Source organism: Streptococcus sp. KHUD_018 (assembly GCF_054861215.1).
This window is the reverse complement of the sequence record NZ_CM142176.1, coordinates 1,554,920-1,570,203: the sequence shown is the minus strand read 5'-3', so window position 1 is coordinate 1,570,203 and position 15,284 is coordinate 1,554,920. Positions and strand designations below refer to the sequence as shown.

19 protein-coding genes and 1 pseudogene are annotated in these 15,284 nt (G+C 40.8%); 16 read left to right on the top strand and 4 right to left on the bottom strand.

Going from position 1 to position 15,284, the window contains the following annotated elements:
• Positions 1 to 17 precede the first annotated feature (17 nt).
• From ACVBD2_RS07930 to ACVBD2_RS07890, 9 genes and pseudogenes are all read left to right on the top strand, one after another.
• A complete protein-coding gene (locus tag ACVBD2_RS07930) occupies positions 18 to 1,382 on the top strand; it encodes an amino acid permease (protein ID WP_461685552.1) in 1,365 nt (454 codons plus the stop codon).
• Between the two features lie 99 nt (positions 1,383 to 1,481).
• Positions 1,482 to 1,892, top strand: coding sequence for a GNAT family N-acetyltransferase (locus ACVBD2_RS07925; RefSeq protein WP_461685551.1), 411 nt, complete (start codon positions 1,482 to 1,484; stop codon positions 1,890 to 1,892).
• A gap of 59 nt (positions 1,893 to 1,951) precedes the next feature.
• Complete coding sequence (locus tag ACVBD2_RS07920; RefSeq protein WP_461685550.1) at positions 1,952 to 2,548, top strand: HAD family hydrolase; 597 nt, start codon at positions 1,952 to 1,954, stop codon at positions 2,546 to 2,548.
• 147 nt (positions 2,549 to 2,695) lie between these two features.
• On the top strand, positions 2,696 to 2,905 hold the full coding sequence (locus ACVBD2_RS07915; protein WP_461685549.1) for a helix-turn-helix transcriptional regulator: 210 nt from the start codon (positions 2,696 to 2,698) through the stop codon (positions 2,903 to 2,905).
• Positions 2,895 to 3,368, top strand: a complete 474-nt coding sequence (locus tag ACVBD2_RS07910) for a DUF6773 family protein (protein WP_173258683.1) — start codon at positions 2,895 to 2,897, stop codon at positions 3,366 to 3,368. The genes ACVBD2_RS07915 and ACVBD2_RS07910 overlap by 11 nt, the downstream gene beginning before the upstream one ends.
• A pseudogene (locus ACVBD2_RS07905) lies at positions 3,358 to 3,845 on the top strand (DUF6773 family protein). Before ACVBD2_RS07910 ends, ACVBD2_RS07905 begins: the two are co-directional and overlap by 11 nt.
• A 116-nt stretch (positions 3,846 to 3,961) precedes the next feature.
• Positions 3,962 to 5,422, top strand: coding sequence for a nicotinate phosphoribosyltransferase (locus ACVBD2_RS07900; RefSeq protein ID WP_461685548.1), 1,461 nt, complete (start codon positions 3,962 to 3,964; stop codon positions 5,420 to 5,422).
• Complete coding sequence (gene nadE / locus ACVBD2_RS07895; RefSeq protein WP_125424559.1) at positions 5,419 to 6,243, top strand: ammonia-dependent NAD(+) synthetase; 825 nt, start codon at positions 5,419 to 5,421, stop codon at positions 6,241 to 6,243. Before ACVBD2_RS07900 ends, nadE begins: the two co-directional genes overlap by 4 nt.
• Positions 6,244 to 6,350: 107 nt before the next feature.
• Positions 6,351 to 6,896, top strand: coding sequence for a GNAT family N-acetyltransferase (locus ACVBD2_RS07890; protein WP_461685547.1), 546 nt, complete (start codon positions 6,351 to 6,353; stop codon positions 6,894 to 6,896).
• Between the two features lie 59 nt (positions 6,897 to 6,955).
• Here ACVBD2_RS07890 and ACVBD2_RS07885 read toward each other — a convergent pair whose 3' ends face one another.
• The 4 genes from ACVBD2_RS07885 to ACVBD2_RS07870 are packed head-to-tail and all read right to left on the bottom strand — an operon-like array spanning position 6,956 to position 10,041.
• A complete protein-coding gene (locus ACVBD2_RS07885; RefSeq protein WP_125424561.1) occupies positions 6,956 to 7,411 on the bottom strand; it encodes an 8-oxo-dGTP diphosphatase in 456 nt (151 codons plus the stop codon).
• Positions 7,412 to 7,420: 9 nt separating this feature from the next.
• Positions 7,421 to 7,942: a DUF1697 domain-containing protein gene (locus ACVBD2_RS07880; protein ID WP_125424562.1), complete on the bottom strand. Its 522-nt coding sequence runs from the start codon at positions 7,940 to 7,942 to the stop codon at positions 7,421 to 7,423.
• Between the two features lie 13 nt (positions 7,943 to 7,955).
• On the bottom strand, positions 7,956 to 9,137 hold the full coding sequence (locus ACVBD2_RS07875; protein WP_461685546.1) for a BaiN/RdsA family NAD(P)/FAD-dependent oxidoreductase: 1,182 nt from the start codon (positions 9,135 to 9,137) through the stop codon (positions 7,956 to 7,958).
• A gap of 58 nt (positions 9,138 to 9,195) precedes the next feature.
• On the bottom strand, positions 9,196 to 10,041 hold the full coding sequence (locus ACVBD2_RS07870; protein WP_461685545.1) for a DegV family protein: 846 nt from the start codon (positions 10,039 to 10,041) through the stop codon (positions 9,196 to 9,198).
• A 124-nt stretch (positions 10,042 to 10,165) separates the two neighbouring features.
• Here ACVBD2_RS07870 and ACVBD2_RS07865 point away from each other — a divergent pair, with 124 nt between their 5' ends.
• From ACVBD2_RS07865 to ACVBD2_RS07835, 7 genes are all read left to right on the top strand, one after another.
• Entirely contained in the window at positions 10,166 to 10,723 is a 558-nt protein-coding gene (locus ACVBD2_RS07865) for a TetR/AcrR family transcriptional regulator (RefSeq protein WP_084946898.1), read from the top strand.
• 18 nt (positions 10,724 to 10,741) lie between these two features.
• A complete protein-coding gene (locus ACVBD2_RS07860) occupies positions 10,742 to 11,209 on the top strand; it encodes a deoxycytidylate deaminase (RefSeq protein ID WP_000136990.1) in 468 nt (155 codons plus the stop codon).
• Between the two features lie 88 nt (positions 11,210 to 11,297).
• Positions 11,298 to 11,927 (top strand): uracil phosphoribosyltransferase, encoded by a 630-nt coding sequence (upp, locus tag ACVBD2_RS07855; RefSeq protein ID WP_084946900.1) that lies wholly within the window; start codon positions 11,298 to 11,300, stop codon positions 11,925 to 11,927.
• Positions 11,928 to 12,105: 178 nt separating this feature from the next.
• Positions 12,106 to 12,696: an ATP-dependent Clp protease proteolytic subunit ClpP gene (clpP, locus tag ACVBD2_RS07850; RefSeq protein WP_000613467.1), complete on the top strand. Its 591-nt coding sequence runs from the start codon at positions 12,106 to 12,108 to the stop codon at positions 12,694 to 12,696.
• A gap of 78 nt (positions 12,697 to 12,774) precedes the next feature.
• A complete protein-coding gene (locus ACVBD2_RS07845; RefSeq protein WP_000462107.1) occupies positions 12,775 to 13,044 on the top strand; it encodes a YlbG family protein in 270 nt (89 codons plus the stop codon).
• 87 nt (positions 13,045 to 13,131) lie between these two features.
• On the top strand, positions 13,132 to 14,292 hold the full coding sequence (locus ACVBD2_RS07840) for an ABC transporter substrate-binding protein (RefSeq protein ID WP_000726138.1): 1,161 nt from the start codon (positions 13,132 to 13,134) through the stop codon (positions 14,290 to 14,292).
• A 119-nt stretch (positions 14,293 to 14,411) separates the two neighbouring features.
• Entirely contained in the window at positions 14,412 to 15,281 is an 870-nt protein-coding gene (locus tag ACVBD2_RS07835; RefSeq protein ID WP_000941418.1) for a branched-chain amino acid ABC transporter permease, read from the top strand.
• Positions 15,282 to 15,284: the final 3 nt, after the last annotated feature.

Here is a 15,284-nt window from a genome sequence, read left to right as displayed (position 1 = left end):
ATAAAATAGGAGACTATATGAGTGAAAATAAGAAAAAAAATAAGATGGATCGTGGATTAACCAATCGCCATGTTCAGGTGATGGCTATTGCGGGAACAATCGGAACAGGTCTTTTCCTAGGTGCTGGTCGTTCTATCAGCCTTACTGGACCTTCTATCATCCTGATTTACATGATTACAGGAGCCTTTATGTTTTTGATGATGAGGGCTGTTGGAGAGATGCTCTACCAGGATCCAGAACAACATACTTTTATCAACTTTATCACCCGTCATTTGGGGAAAGGCTGGGGTTATTTCTCAGTTTGGTCTTATTGGTTGTCTGTCGTCTTTATCGGTATGGCAGAAATCACTGCGATTTCGCATTATGTTCAGTTTTGGTTTCCTAGCTGGCCTAGTTGGCTGATTCAGATTGTCTTTTTAACGATTTTGGCCTTGGTCAATCTGATTGCGGTTAAGCTCTTTGGAGAAGTCGAGTTTTGGTTTGCTATGGTTAAGATTGTGGCTATTTTAGCTATGATTGCAACGGGAGCCTTTATGGTTTTAACTGGATTTGAGACACCGCATGGTGCTGCAAGTTTGGCAAATATCAGCAATCAGTTCTCTCTTTTTCCAAACGGTGTTATGAACTTTGTCATGGCCTTTCAAATGGTATTTTTTGCATATCTGATGATTGAGTTTATCGGAGTGACAACTTCTGAAACAAAGAATCCTCGTCAGGTTTTGCCAAAAGCAGTTAAGGAAATTCCTCTTCGAATTGTCTTCTTCTATGGTGGAGCCCTATTGGCCATTATGTCTATCATTCCATGGAGAGAACTTGCTTCTTCAGATTCACCATTTGTAACGGTTTTTGAACTAGCAGGTATCAAGTGGGCAGCGGCTCTGATTAACTTTGTCGTTTTGACGTCGGCAGCGTCTGCTCTTAACTCAACCCTCTATTCAACAGGGCGACACCTCTACCAGATTGCCCATGATTCGCCCAATCGCTTCTTAAAAGCTATTAAGGCAGATACTCTTTCTCGTCATAATGTTCCGCAAAATGCCATTATTGCCTCAGCAATCTTGATTGCTCTAGCTGCCTTTATCAATGTTTTGCCAGGTGTTTCCGATGCCTTTGCTTTGATTACGGCGTCTTCATCAGGTGTTTACATCGCGATTTATATCTTGATCATGGTGGCCCATCTCAAATACCGCAAGTCACAAGACTTCATGGCGGATGGCTACCTCATGCCTCAGTATCGTTTCTTAAATCCTTTAACCATGCTCTTCTTTATCTTTGTCTTTGTAACCCTCTTTTTACAAGAGTCTACCTTCATGGGGGCAGTTGGTTCTGCTATCTGGATTATCGGTTTCGGAATTTATAGCCAGTGGAAATTTAGGAAATAAATCATGAACTCATCAACTTTGCTTGGTGAGTTCTTTTTAGTTTGACAGTCTATTGAAATAAGATTATAATCAAGCTGTAACAGTTCGAAGGAGGTTTGGATGCACTTTAGATTGGAAAATAAAGCGTCCCAGAAAGCGCAAGAAATAGGGAATTTGATTCGTGCTTATAATCGCTCCAAAAGAGAAGAGGCTGAAAGCGAGCCACTGAATCTTTATGTCGAAGATGAAAAGGGCAATCTTATGGCAGGTTTAGTAGCAGAGACTTTTGGAAATTGGTTGGAAATCGAGTATTTGTTTGTGAAAGAGGAATCGCGAGGACAGGGAATCGGTTCAAAACTATTGCAGGAAGTTGAAAGTGAAGCTAAGAAACGAAACTGTCAGTTTGCTTTCGTGAATACTTACCAGTTTCAAGCGCCAGATTTTTATAAAAGGCATGGCTACAAGGAAGTCTTTACCTTGCAAGACTATCCCTACACAAGGCAAAGATTTTATTACCAAAAGGATTTGTAAGGTAAACATGAAGGCATAAAGCAGAGAGGAAATCTTCACATAATTATGGAGGTGGGCTAATGGACATCATACTAGATATGGGCAACGTCTTGTTAGAATGGAACAAGGATAAGATTCTACAAGGTGTTTCGGATACGAAGAAAGATTATCTGATGTTAGATAAGACTATCTTTCAGTCGGGGCTTTGGGAAAGATTAGATCTTGGTACCATGACGAGACAAGAATTAGTGCTTAAAGTTGTGTCGATGATTGGAAATACCTATCAAAAGAAGGTCGAAGAGGTTATCTGGAATTGGCCTAGCTACATTGATATCTATACAGAAGTCTTTCCTGTCTTGTCAGAACTAAAGAAAAAGGGGCATCGCATCTTTGTCTTGTCCAATACCTCAAAGGTATTTTATGACTTGCTGGAGGAGCAATTATCTCCCTTAAAGGAGCTTTTAGATGGTTTTGTCCTATCCTGTGATATAAAAGCTATAAAGCCTGATTTGGCAATGTTTAAGGAGATTCTCGATAAATATCAGTTAGATCCTACACACTGTGTCTTTCTAGACGATATTGAGGACAATACAATCGCAGCTGAGAAATTGGGCATCAAGGCCTATCAGGTCAAGAAAAGAAGTGACGTCGTCGATATTTTGAAATCCTATATTTAAAGGTAACACTCTCTATTTTTTGTGGTAGAGAGTTTTTTGTTAATAAAATCTTACAAAATGACATTTATATATTGCATTAAGTTAGATATATGGTATAATATTTTTTAAAAGAAGCGCAACTTTTTAAAAACTTGAAGGAGGATGCTAGTGGCTAAAAATTTAAAATTAAAATTAGCTCGGGTGGAGCTTGATTTAACACAAGGCGATTTGGCAGAGGCTGTAGGTGTTACTAGGCAGACTATTGGTCTGATTGAAGCTGGGAAATACAATCCTAGTCTTTCCCTTTGCCAGTCTATTTGCAGATGCTTAGGAAAAACTTTAGATCAATTATTTTGGGAGGACGAAGATGAAAAATAGAAAAAAACTTGTGATCAAAGATGAACGTACGGAAAAATTGGATGAAAAGATTTCAGGAGAAATTCTCTTGGGAATGTGCCTATTTTTGGCACTGGGAATTTTTGCCAAACTTTATATTTTCAATTTAACACTTCTGTCCTATTTACCAGAATTACTTTTATTGATTGGAGTCGGTTTGTATGCCATTATTCGCCGCATGTATGTTGGAATTGACATTCGAGATATTGTTGAGAATACTGGAAAAGAAAGAATTTTATCTGCTTTGGGATTTTCTATAGTGGTTTTATTGATTGATATCATAGGAAATCGCGAGGAACTGGTCAGTCTATTGACTTGGAAGTACTCCCTAAAAGTGGTTCTAGCAGTTATCATCTATCTCGTTGGGAGTTATTCTATGGATAGAGTTATCCTATACTTGAATCGCAGAAATCAGCAAGTTTGGGAGGAAGAAGATGAAGAATAGATTTTTTTATTATCAATTACTAGACGAAAGAGAAGAGCAACTGATCAACAAAGTGGGACAGAGTCTTTTCATGTGTTTATCGGGCTCATTCTGCTAAGTTATTTGGTGGCAGTATTAGCACCTGCTCTTTTTAATTCTAATATTCTTCTGGTTACCCTTCTTTTAGGAATTTTCTTCTTTTTCAATCGTGCACGAAAACTTGGAGTGACCTACTACAGTCGTTTTCATTTTACGATTTTGGGATGCTTAGTAGTGACTCTTGCAATTACAGCCATCTTGATGCTACAGAACTACCAGTTCAATATTGAGATTTATCAGCATAATCCTTTGAATTTTAAATATCTGTCTGCTTGGATCCTTACTTATCTTCTCTATCTTCCATGGGTTTTTATTGGAAACCTTACTTTAAGAAATTTTGGAGAATGGGCTCAAAAAAAGTTTGAGCAAGATATGGATGAACTGGAGAACGGAGAATAGCTTGTTATCTTTTTATCAATCTCGGTAAAATGTGTTATAATAGTACTAATTTATCGGACGGTGTGAAAGTGGTAGAATACGTTCATACCTTTGTAAAGTAGGAAGAAGGAAAACAGATGTATCCAGATGATAGTTTGACATTGCACACGGACTTGTACCAGATTAACATGATGCAAGTTTACTTTGACCAAGGAATTCACAATAAGAAGGCGGTTTTTGAGGTTTACTTCCGCCAGCAACCTTTTCAGAACGGCTATGCAGTTTTTGCTGGTTTGGAAAGAATTGTGAACTATCTTGAAGACTTGCGCTTTTCAGATAGCGATATTGCCTACTTGGAGTCGCTTGGCTATCATGGGGCGTTCTTAGATTACCTCCGCAATTTCAAGTTGGAGTTGACGGTTCGTTCCGCTCAGGAAGGGGACTTGGTTTTTGCTAATGAGCCGATTGTGCAGGTTGAAGGACCCCTAGCCCAATGTCAATTGGTCGAAACGGCTCTCTTGAACATCGTTAACTTTCAAACTTTGATAGCGACCAAAGCAGCACGTATTCGTTCGGTCATTGAGGATGAACCCTTGATGGAGTTCGGGACACGTCGTGCGCAAGAAATGGATGCGGCTATTTGGGGAACACGCGCAGCCGTGATTGGTGGCGCTAATGGAACCAGCAACGTGCGTGCAGGGAAGCTCTTTGGTATTCCAGTATTGGGGACCCATGCTCATGCCTTGGTACAGGTTTATGGAAACGACTATGAAGCCTTCAAGGCTTATGCGGCGACTCATCGTGACTGTGTCTTTTTAGTAGATACCTATGATACGCTTCGCATCGGTGTGCCAGCTGCTATTCAAGTGGCGCGTGAACTGGGTGATCAGATTAACTTTATGGGTGTGCGGATTGACTCTGGGGATATTGCCTACATTTCTAAGAAAGTCCGTCAACAATTGGACGAGGCTGGATTTACAGAGGCTAAGATTTATGCTTCAAATGACCTAGATGAAAATACTATCCTCAACCTCAAGATGCAAAAAGCCAAGATTGATGTCTGGGGTGTGGGAACCAAGCTGATTACAGCCTATGATCAGCCAGCTCTTGGGGCAGTTTATAAGATTGTTGCGATCGAAGATGAAAATGGTCAGATGCGCAATACTATCAAACTGTCTAATAATGCGGAAAAAGTGTCTACGCCAGGTAAGAAGCAGGTATGGCGCATTACCAGTCGTGAAAAAGGCAAGTCAGAAGGTGACTACATTACTTATGATGGTGTGGATGTGAGTGGCATGACAGAAATCAAGATGTTCCATCCAACTTATACTTACATCAAAAAAACCGTTCGTAATTTTGATGCCGTTCCTCTCTTGGTGGATATTTTCAAAGAAGGAACATTAGTTTATAGCTTGCCTAGTTTGACTGAGATTCAGGCCTATGCACGTAAGGAATTTGACAAGCTTTGGGATGAGTATAAACGGGTACTCAATCCGCAACATTATCCAGTGGACTTGGCGCGTGATATTTGGCAAGACAAGATGGACTTGATTGATAAGATGCGCAAGGAAGCCCTTGGTGAAGGAGAGGAAGAATGAGTTTGCAAGAGACCATTATCCAGCAATTGGGTGTCAAACCAGTAATCGATGCCCAGGAAGAAATCCGTCGTTCAATTGACTTCTTAAAAAAATACCTAAAAAAACATCCCTTCCTTAAAACTTTTGTACTAGGGATTTCTGGGGGTCAGGACTCAACCTTGGCAGGGCGCTTGGCGCAATTAGCTATGGAAGAAATGCGGGCAGAGACAGGAGATGACAGCTACCAATTTATCGCTGTCCGCCTGCCATACGGAGTGCAAGCTGATGAAGCAGACGCTCAAAAAGCCCTCGCTTTCATCCAGCCAGATGTCAGCTTGGTTGTGAATATCAAGGAATCAGCTGACGCTATGACAGTAGCAGTTGAAGCGACAGGAAGCTCTGTTTCAGACTTTAATAAGGGCAATATTAAAGCGCGTAGCCGTATGATTGCCCAATATGCCCTTGCGGGTGCCCATAGCGGAGCGGTCATTGGAACAGATCATGCTGCGGAAAATATCACAGGCTTTTTTACCAAGTTTGGTGACGGTGGTGCGGATATTCTTCCTCTTTACCGCCTCAATAAACGCCAAGGAAAACAACTCTTGAAGGAACTTGGTGCGGACCCAGCCCTTTATGAAAAAATCCCAACAGCAGACCTAGAAGAAGAAAAACCAGGGATAGCTGATGAAGTAGCCTTGGGAGTCACTTATGAAGAGATTGACGACTACCTAGAAGGCAAAACAATCAGCTCAGAAGCTCAAGCGATTATTGAAAACTGGTGGCATAAAGGACAACACAAACGCCACCTACCAATCACCGTATTTGATGACTTCTGGGAGTAAAAACCTCCAGTGGAGGTTTTTACCCTGAGCCTAGAAATGAGAAAGCGAAGAAGGTCCAGTGGACTTTTTTAGCTCCTTGCCTTAAGCTGAGAAAGCGAGGTAACATTATGAAAGCAATCGGTACGCAAATATTACAGACAGACCGTTTGATTTTGAGAAGATTTGTGGAGAGTGATGCGGAAGCCATGTTTCAAAATTGGGCTTCGTCTGCTGAGAGTCTGACCTATGTCATCTGGGATCCTCATCCTGATGTTGAGGTGACTCGAAACTCGATTCGAAATTGGGGTGCATCCTATACCAATCCTAACTATTACAAATGGGCCATTTGTCTCAAAGAAAACCCTGAGCAAGTGATAGGAGATATCAGCATCGTTGAAATACACGAGGAAGATTTAAGTTGTGAAATTGGCTATGTGCTAGGCAAGGAATACTGGGGCCGTGGTATGATGACAGAGGCCTTAAAAGCTGTGTTAGACTTTTGTTTTACTCAAGCAGGTTTTCAAAAGGTCAGAGCACGATATGCCAGTCTCAACCCAGCTTCAGGCCGTGTGATGGAAAAAGCGGGAATGTCTTATCTAAAAACCATTACCAATGGTGTGGAGAGAAAAGACTACGTTGCGGACCTTATTTATTATCAGATTAAAAAGAACTAAGAAATGACCTGAGCTTCAAAAGTTAACTTTTGAAGCTCAGGTCATTTTTTTCTGCTCTTTTATTTTAACTCATAAAGCCAGTCGTCACCGTCTTTGTAGTAAAAGAATTCACTTAAATCGTCTTCTAAAAAAACACGCAGCATGTCTGACATATCCTCAGTTGCAAGTTTTAGACGAGAAAGATTTTCATATTCTTCCCACCAAACAGTACCTTCGTCTGAAGACTGGAGTTCACCAGTAAAGTGTTCTGTCTTGTAAAAGAGGACGACATAGCGGTAATCCTCGTCATCGTACCAGTTTTTGATACCACAAAGTTGAGGTTTGGATATGGTTAGTCCAGTTTCTTCCTTGACTTCTCTGATAACTGCATCGGTAAAAGATTCCCCACGCTCTACATGACCACCAGGAAAAGTGATGCCGGGCCAGTCGGGACTAACTCGATCTTGAACTAGAACTTTGTTTCCGTTTTTAATCATGCACATGTTGACAAATTCGACTGTTTCGCGTCTGTTCATCTTGTTCTCCTATTTTGTTAGTAACTTTTCTACTACATTTAGCTTTCTCATGGTCAGATCCACGCCAAAAAGTTTTTCAAGATAGTTGGTATTGAGCTTTTTTCGTTTTGCAGTTCTAGGGAGATAGAGGTAGAGACAGTGATCGCCTACACAAATTTCTTCCTCACCATAGTCAGCTTTCAAATTTTCTAATGGCAGACTTTGGATAAGTCCTTGATAAAGGATCACATGCACACGATCAGGAAGATAGTCTTCTCTAAATGGGTTCTCTTGAACAATCTTTTCAAAATCGTCCTTATTCTTGATAACCATTTTTAAGTCAGCTCCAATTTTTTCCTTTATCAGAGTATGAATGCGTTCTCGTATTTCTTCCAAGTCCAACTCACTTTCAAGAATGATATTCCCACTTTGAATATAGGTTCGAACGTGTTGAAAACCAGCTTCTGTCAAAATATTTACCAAATAAGACATTTTTGGGATAGCATTTTTTCCATTGGGAGTAACGCCTCTTAGTAAAATAATATGTTCCAAAGGACTTCCTTTCTTATTTGGTATTTATTGGATTTGAGCCTGCCACCCAGCCGGTACAGAGGGCAGAAGTGATGTTAAACCCACCCGTGTGGGCATTGATATCCAGTACCTCGCCAGCAAAGTGGAGGCCGGGAACGAGTTTGCTTTCCAGAGTTTTAGGATTGATTTCTTTGAGACTGACGCCACCTTTAGTAACAAAGGACTTGGCAAGGGACATTTTTCCAATCACAGGGATTTTGAGTGCTTTGATGGACTGGAGAAGTTGTTCCCGTTCCTTTTCAGTCAGTTGTTTGACTTTTTCAGGATAGCCTTGAACCAAAAATTCTGCTAAGCGTTCTGGAAGTAAAGTTTTTAAAGAATTTTTCAAGGATTTTTCCCGATTTTCTTCTAGAAATGCAGCTAAGTCCTTCTCAGAAAGTTGAGGCAAGACATCCAGTGAGAGGATCTCACCACCCTTGACAAAGCTGGACATGCGTAGGGCAGCAGGGCCAGATAAACCAAAGTGGGTAAAGAGCAAATCATGAGTGATGACATGCTTGCCATAGCTTAGGGTCACATCGTCTAGTGAAATGCCCTGAAGCGCTTTGTGAGGGAAATCTGTCAACAATGGACTTTCAGCAGCTTCAAGCTCGGTAATGGTATGTTTAAAATGACGGGCAATCTCATGACCAAAACCAGTCGAGCCTGTAGAAGGATAGGATTTTCCGCCAGTTGTGACAATGAGTTTTTCACAAGTGAAGGTTTGGTCTGCGGACTTGAGGACAAACTGGTCGTCTATCTTTTTAACCGAAACAATTTCTGTTTGAGTAACGACTTGACCACCGAGTTCAGTGATTTTCTTCTCCAAAGCTTCAATAATGGTTCGAGACTTGTCGCTAGCAGGAAAGACGCGTCCGTGGTCCTCAACCTTGAGTTTAACTCCATTTTCCGTAAAAAAGTTGATGATATCATGGTTATCAAACTGAGAGAAGACACTATATAGAAAGCGCCCATTTCCAGGGATGCCAGCTAATAGGTCATCTAAAGTTCCATTGTTGGTCACATTGCAGCGACCGCCGCCTGTACCGGCCAATTTTTTACTCAGTTTCCGATTTTTTTCGATGAGAAGAGTTTTCTGACCATAAAAGCTACTGGAAATCGTAGCCATCATGCCAGCAGGTCCACCACCGATGACAATAGTATCAAAATGTTTCATAGCTCTATTGTACCACAAAAAACAAGAGATGCTTGGCATCTCTTGTTGCTCAATAATCTTAGTTAATTTCATATCCCATCAACAAACCGCCATCTTCTGCATAGAAACTGCAGAGACCAGACGTTGGGAGGATTTTGATATTGGCTTGTGGGAATGTTTCCAGCAAGCGGTCTGACAATTGCTGACAGAATTTTTCATTGCTGCGATGAGCCATGACGATACGACCACCAGCATAGCCAGCCTTGATGAGTTCTTCATAGGCTGCTTGAAGAGACTTTTTAGCACCACGAGCCTTTTGAAGAAGCTCTAAGGTTCCAGTTTCACTTGCTTCCCCAACCATACGGATGTTGAGAAGGCCAACAACTGCACCGATAAGCTTACTCAAACGACCATTTTTGACCAAGTTATCAACTTTAGCAAGAACAAAGAGCAACTTCGTTTTTTCTTGGTAGGCTGTAATAGCTTCAACAACTTCCTCATGAGAAAGTCCTTGGTCAATCAAGTCATTGATTTTTTCGACAATCAAGTCAACTTCCCCACCTGCAGATAAACTATCAATCACATGAATCTGAGTGTCAGGGTGTTCTTCAAGGTAGATATTTTTAGCGAGTTGTGCACTATTATGACTACCTGAAAGAGTACCAGTGATAGTAACGACAAAAATATGTTTGGCACCTTCAAATGCACGCAAGTAATCATCAGGGCTAGGGCAAGCTGATTTTGAAGCCTCAGAAGTCGCATACATGGTTTCCATCATACGATCAATGTCGAGATTGGCATCATCGATAAAGACCTGATCAGCTACTTGAATGGTTAATGGTACACTGATGAATTCAGTATCAATAGCAGGAGTTGCTAGTTGACGATAATCACAACCAGAGTCAGCTACAATCTTCCAAGTCATAGAAATTCTCCATCTTTGTCACTTATACATTGACAAAGGTTCTGTCTTTTTTTACAATTATATCATGAAAGCCCTTGAAACAAAAGTACCACCTCTCTGTTGTCACAAGTAGAAAGAAATTGTTATGTCTGAACGTAAAATATCTGAAAAATCTCTTGAAAATCTCAGAAAATCAAATCAAGAATCCAATTTTTTAACCAGAGAAGCAATCGAGACGGCTCTTTTGCAACTTCTGGAGAAAAAAGACTTGGCTAAGATTAGTATCTCAGAGTTGGTCAAGCGGGCCGGTGTCTCACGCGCTGCCTTTTATCGCAATTATGACTCCAAGGAAGCGATTTTAGAAAGTGTCTTTAAACGCAGTGTCCATAACATTATGGAACAGTTGAGCCACTACGATGTCAAAACCGATCTTTATCTGGTCTGGGTGCATCTTTTTCGAGCAGCCAAGAAAGAAGCCAAGGTTATCCAACTTGCTCTGGACTACCACTTAGAAAAGATTTTTGTCCAAGCCATGCAGGAATTTTTGGAAAAATACCACGGAAAGTCAAAAGGCGTTAGCAGCTACCTTCATTCCTTTTGGAGCTCTGCCATCGTATCGGTTCTGCTCAAATGGATCAAGGATGGAATGAAGGTTCCAGCTGAAAAGATTGCAGATTTACGCTTGCCATTTTTCAAAAAATAGGGGATAAGGAGAAGAATTATGACAGAAAAAAGACTGGCTTGGGATGAGTACTTTGCAGCCCAGGCCTTACTGATTGCCAATCGTTCGACCTGCAAACGTGCCAAGGTGGGAGCTGTCCTCGTTAAGGACAATAAAGTCATTTCAACAGGCTACAATGGTTCTGTATCAGGAACGGAGCACTGTATCGATCACGAATGTCTGGTCATTGAAGGTCACTGTGTCCGAACCCTTCACGCTGAGGTCAATGCCATCTTACAAGGGGCTGAACGAGGTGTTCCAAGAGGTTTTACAGCCTATGTGACCCATTTTCCTTGTCTCAACTGTACCAAACAACTGCTACAAGTTGGTTGCAAGCGCGTGGTTTATATCAACCAGTACCGAATGGATGACTATGCCCAGTACCTTTATCACGAAAAAGGCACCGAGTTGACCCATTTACCATTAGAGACTGTTCAGACAGCTCTCCAAGAGGCAGATTTGATTTAGAATTTAATAAAAATAAATGGTTTAGAAAGCTTTTTAAACCGTTTTTTGATATAATAAGAAGAATAAATTGAAAGAAGGAACTCAGAAAATGGGAAAAATTGAAGTCATTAATCATCCACTCATTCAACACAAATTGTCAATCTTGCGACGTACAGACACTTCTACAAAAGCTTTTCGTGAGCTAGTAGATGAGATTGCAATGTTGATGGGATATGAAGTACTTCGTGATCTTCCACTTGAAGACGTGGAAATCGAAACACCTATCACAAAGACCGTTCAAAAACAATTGGCTGGTAAAAAATTGGCGATTGTCCCAATCTTGCGTGCAGGTATCGGGATGGTAGATGGACTCTTGAGCTTGGTTCCAGCAGCAAAAGTTGGGCACATTGGTATGTACCGTGATGAAGAAACCCTTCAACCAGTTGAATACTTGGTGAAATTGCCTGAGGATATTGACCAACGTCAAATCTTTGTCGTTGATCCAATGTTGGCAACAGGTGGCTCAGCAATCTTGGCAGTAGATTCACTTAAAAAACGTGGCGCTTCAAATATCAAGTTTGTCTGCCTAGTATCTGCTCCAGAAGGAGTGAAAGCTCTTCAAGAAGCACACCCAGATGTAGAGATCTTTACAGCAGCTCTGGACGAACACTTGAATGAACATGGCTATATTGTTCCAGGTCTCGGAGATGCTGGAGACCGCTTGTTCGGTACGAAATAAGACTCAGATAGAGTCTTAAAGATGAAATTGGAGGATGTTTCTAATTTCGCGAGGAGGTTGAATTTTTGATTCTGTCGATAGTATAGAGCAAAAATTTGACCTTTTTTGACCAAAAAGATATAATAGTTCTGTATTGAGTCGCATGACTAAGAAAATTCAACATTAAAAGGAGAAATGAATGATTCCTGTAGTTATTGAACAAACAAGCCGTGGAGAACGTTCCTATGACATTTACTCTCGTCTTCTGAAAGACCGCATCATCATGCTAACTGGGCCAGTCGAAGATAATATGGCCAACTCAGTTATTGCCCAGTTGCTCTTCTTGGATGCCCAAGATAGTACAAAAGATATTTACCTTTATGTCAACACACCTGGAGGTTCTGTTTCAGCTGGTTTGGCAATCGTTGATACCATGAACTTTATTAAGGCAGATGTTCAAACCATCGTTATGGGAATGGCAGCATCTATGGGGACTGTCATTGCATCAAGTGGAGCAAAAGGCAAACGCTTCATGCTTCCAAATGCAGAGTACATGATTCACCAACCAATGGGTGGTACAGGTGGTGGTACTCAACAAACAGATATGGCAATCGCTGCAGAACACTTGCTCAAAACTCGTAAGACTTTGGAGCAAATCCTTGCAGATAACTCAGGTAAATCAGTTGAGCAAATTCACGCGGATGCTGAACGTGATTACTGGATGAGTGCCCAAGAAACGCTCGAATATGGCTTCATTGATGAAATCATGGCTAACAATTCTTTGAGCTAAGCAACCTAGAAAGCAAACTCGACGGAGTTTGCTTTTTTTGGTATAATAGGGGAAGATTTCTTAGAAAGAGGATCCCTCATGTTTGAAAAAACAAATCGATCAGGATTAATCATCTATCTTTACTATAATCGAGATGCAAAAAAACTTCAGGAATACGGTGATATCTGTTACCATTCCAAAAAACATCGCTACCTGCAACTTTATGTTCCAACTGAGGAGCTAGATGACTTAGTTGAGAGATTAGGTAAGGAAAGATTTATCAAAAAAATAAGACGTTGCCACATTCAAGAGTTAGAAACTCCCTTTGTTGGCAATCTCTATCGCACTGAGGAAAACGTTATCATTTAAAAAATGAGATAAATGTGTTGACAATTTTCTGATAATTCGGTATATTCTTAACATACTATTTTTGAAACAACTATAAGGAGATTAAAAATGAAGAAAAAATTTGCCCTATCTTTTGTGGCTCTTGCTAGCGTAGCTCTTCTCGCTGCTTGTGGAGAGGTCAAGTCAGGAGCGTCAAATACAACTGGTAACCCAGTAGACGAAAAGACGATCAAAATCGGTTTTAACTTTGAAGAAACAGGTGCTGTAGCTGCCTATGGTACTTCTGAACAAAAAGGTGCTCAACTTGCTGTTGATGAAATCAATGCTGCAGGTGGTATCGATGGAAAACAAATCGAAGTTGTGGATAAAGATAACAAATCTGAAACTGCTGAGGCTGCCTCTGTTACAACTAACCTAGTGACCCAATCAAAAGTTACAGCTATCGTAGGACCTGCGACATCTGGTGCAACTGCTGCAGCTGTAGCAAACGCTACTCAAGCAGGAGTTCCATTGATTTCACCAAGTGCGACTCAAGATGGATTGACCAAAGGTCAAGAATATCTATTTATCGGAACTTTCCAAGATAGCTTCCAAGGGAAGATTATTTCAAACTATGTGACAAACAAATTGAACGCTAAGAAGGTTGTTCTTTATACGGACAATGCAAGTGACTATGCTAAAGGTATTGCTAAATCTTTCCGTGAAGCCTACAAAGGTGAAATTGTTGCAGACGAAACGTTTGTAGCAGGTGATACAGACTTCCAAGCAGCCCTTACTAAAATGAAAGGGAAAGAGTTTGACGCTATCGTTGTTCCAGGTTACTACACAGAAGCAGGTAAAATCGTAAACCAAGCACGTGGTATGGGAATTGATAAACCAATCGTTGGTGGTGACGGCTTTAACGGTGAAGAATTTGTTCAACAAGCAACTGCTGAAAGAGCATCAAACATTTACTTCATCTCAGGATTCTCAACTACAGTTGATGTTTCTGCAAAAGCTAAAGCTTTCCTTGAAGCCTACCGTGCTAAATACAACGAAGAACCTTCAACATTCTCAGCTTTGGCCTATGACTCAGTTTACCTAGTAGCTAATGCTGCAAAAGGTGCTAAAAACTCAGGTGAAATCAAGGACAACCTTGCTAAAACCAAAGACTTTGATGGTGTAACTGGTCAAACGAGCTTTGATGCAGATCACAACACAGTGAAGACGGCTTACATGATGACCATGAACAATGGTAAAGTGGAAGCAGCAGAAGTTGTAAAACCATAACATTAGAATAGTAGCTGAAATAGGGAATGAGCCTTTGACTCACTCCCTGTTTCGGTGTTTATGAACTTGTGAAAATTGAGAAATTTTCTAAAAAATAACAATAGAAAAGAGTGAATGCTATGCTCCAACAACTTGTGAATGGTTTAATTCTGGGTAGTGTTTATGCACTTTTGGCCCTGGGTTATACCATGGTTTATGGAATTATCAAACTCATCAACTTCGCCCACGGTGATATTTATATGATGGGAGCCTTTATTGGTTACTTTTTGATTAATTCTTTCCAAATGAATTTCTTTTTAGCTTTGATTATTTCAATGGTAGGAACCGCACTGCTTGGTGTTGTGATTGAGTTTCTTGCCTACCGTCCTTTGCGACACTCTACACGTATTGCTGTATTGATTACTGCCATCGGAGTGTCTTTCCTACTGGAATACGGGATGGTTTACTTGGTCGGTGCCAATACTCGCGCCTTTCCTCAAGCCATTCAAACAGTTCGCTATGATTTGGGGCCAATCAGCTTGACAAATGTTCAGTTAATGATTTTAGCAGTTTCCTTACTCCTGATGATTTTATTGCAAGTGATTGTTCAAAAAACAAAAATGGGGAAAGCCATGCGTGCTGTATCAGTTGATAGTGACGCGGCGCAATTGATGGGAATTAATGTAAATCGTACAATCAGTTTTACTTTTGCTTTGGGTTCAGCCCTTGCTGGAGCAGCAGGTGTCCTAATCGCCCTTTACTACAACTCTCTTGAACCTTTGATGGGTGTGACTCCAGGTCTAAAATCATTCGTTGCGGCCGTTCTTGGTGGTATCGGGATTATTCCTGGTGCAGCTCTAGGAGGATTTGTGATTGGCTTGTTGGAAACTTTTGCAACTGCCTTTGGTATGTCTGATTTCCGTGATGCCATCGTATATGGAATCTTACTTCTGATTCTGATTGTTCGTCCTGCAGGTATCCTTGGCAAGAATGTGAAAGAGAAGGTGTAAACA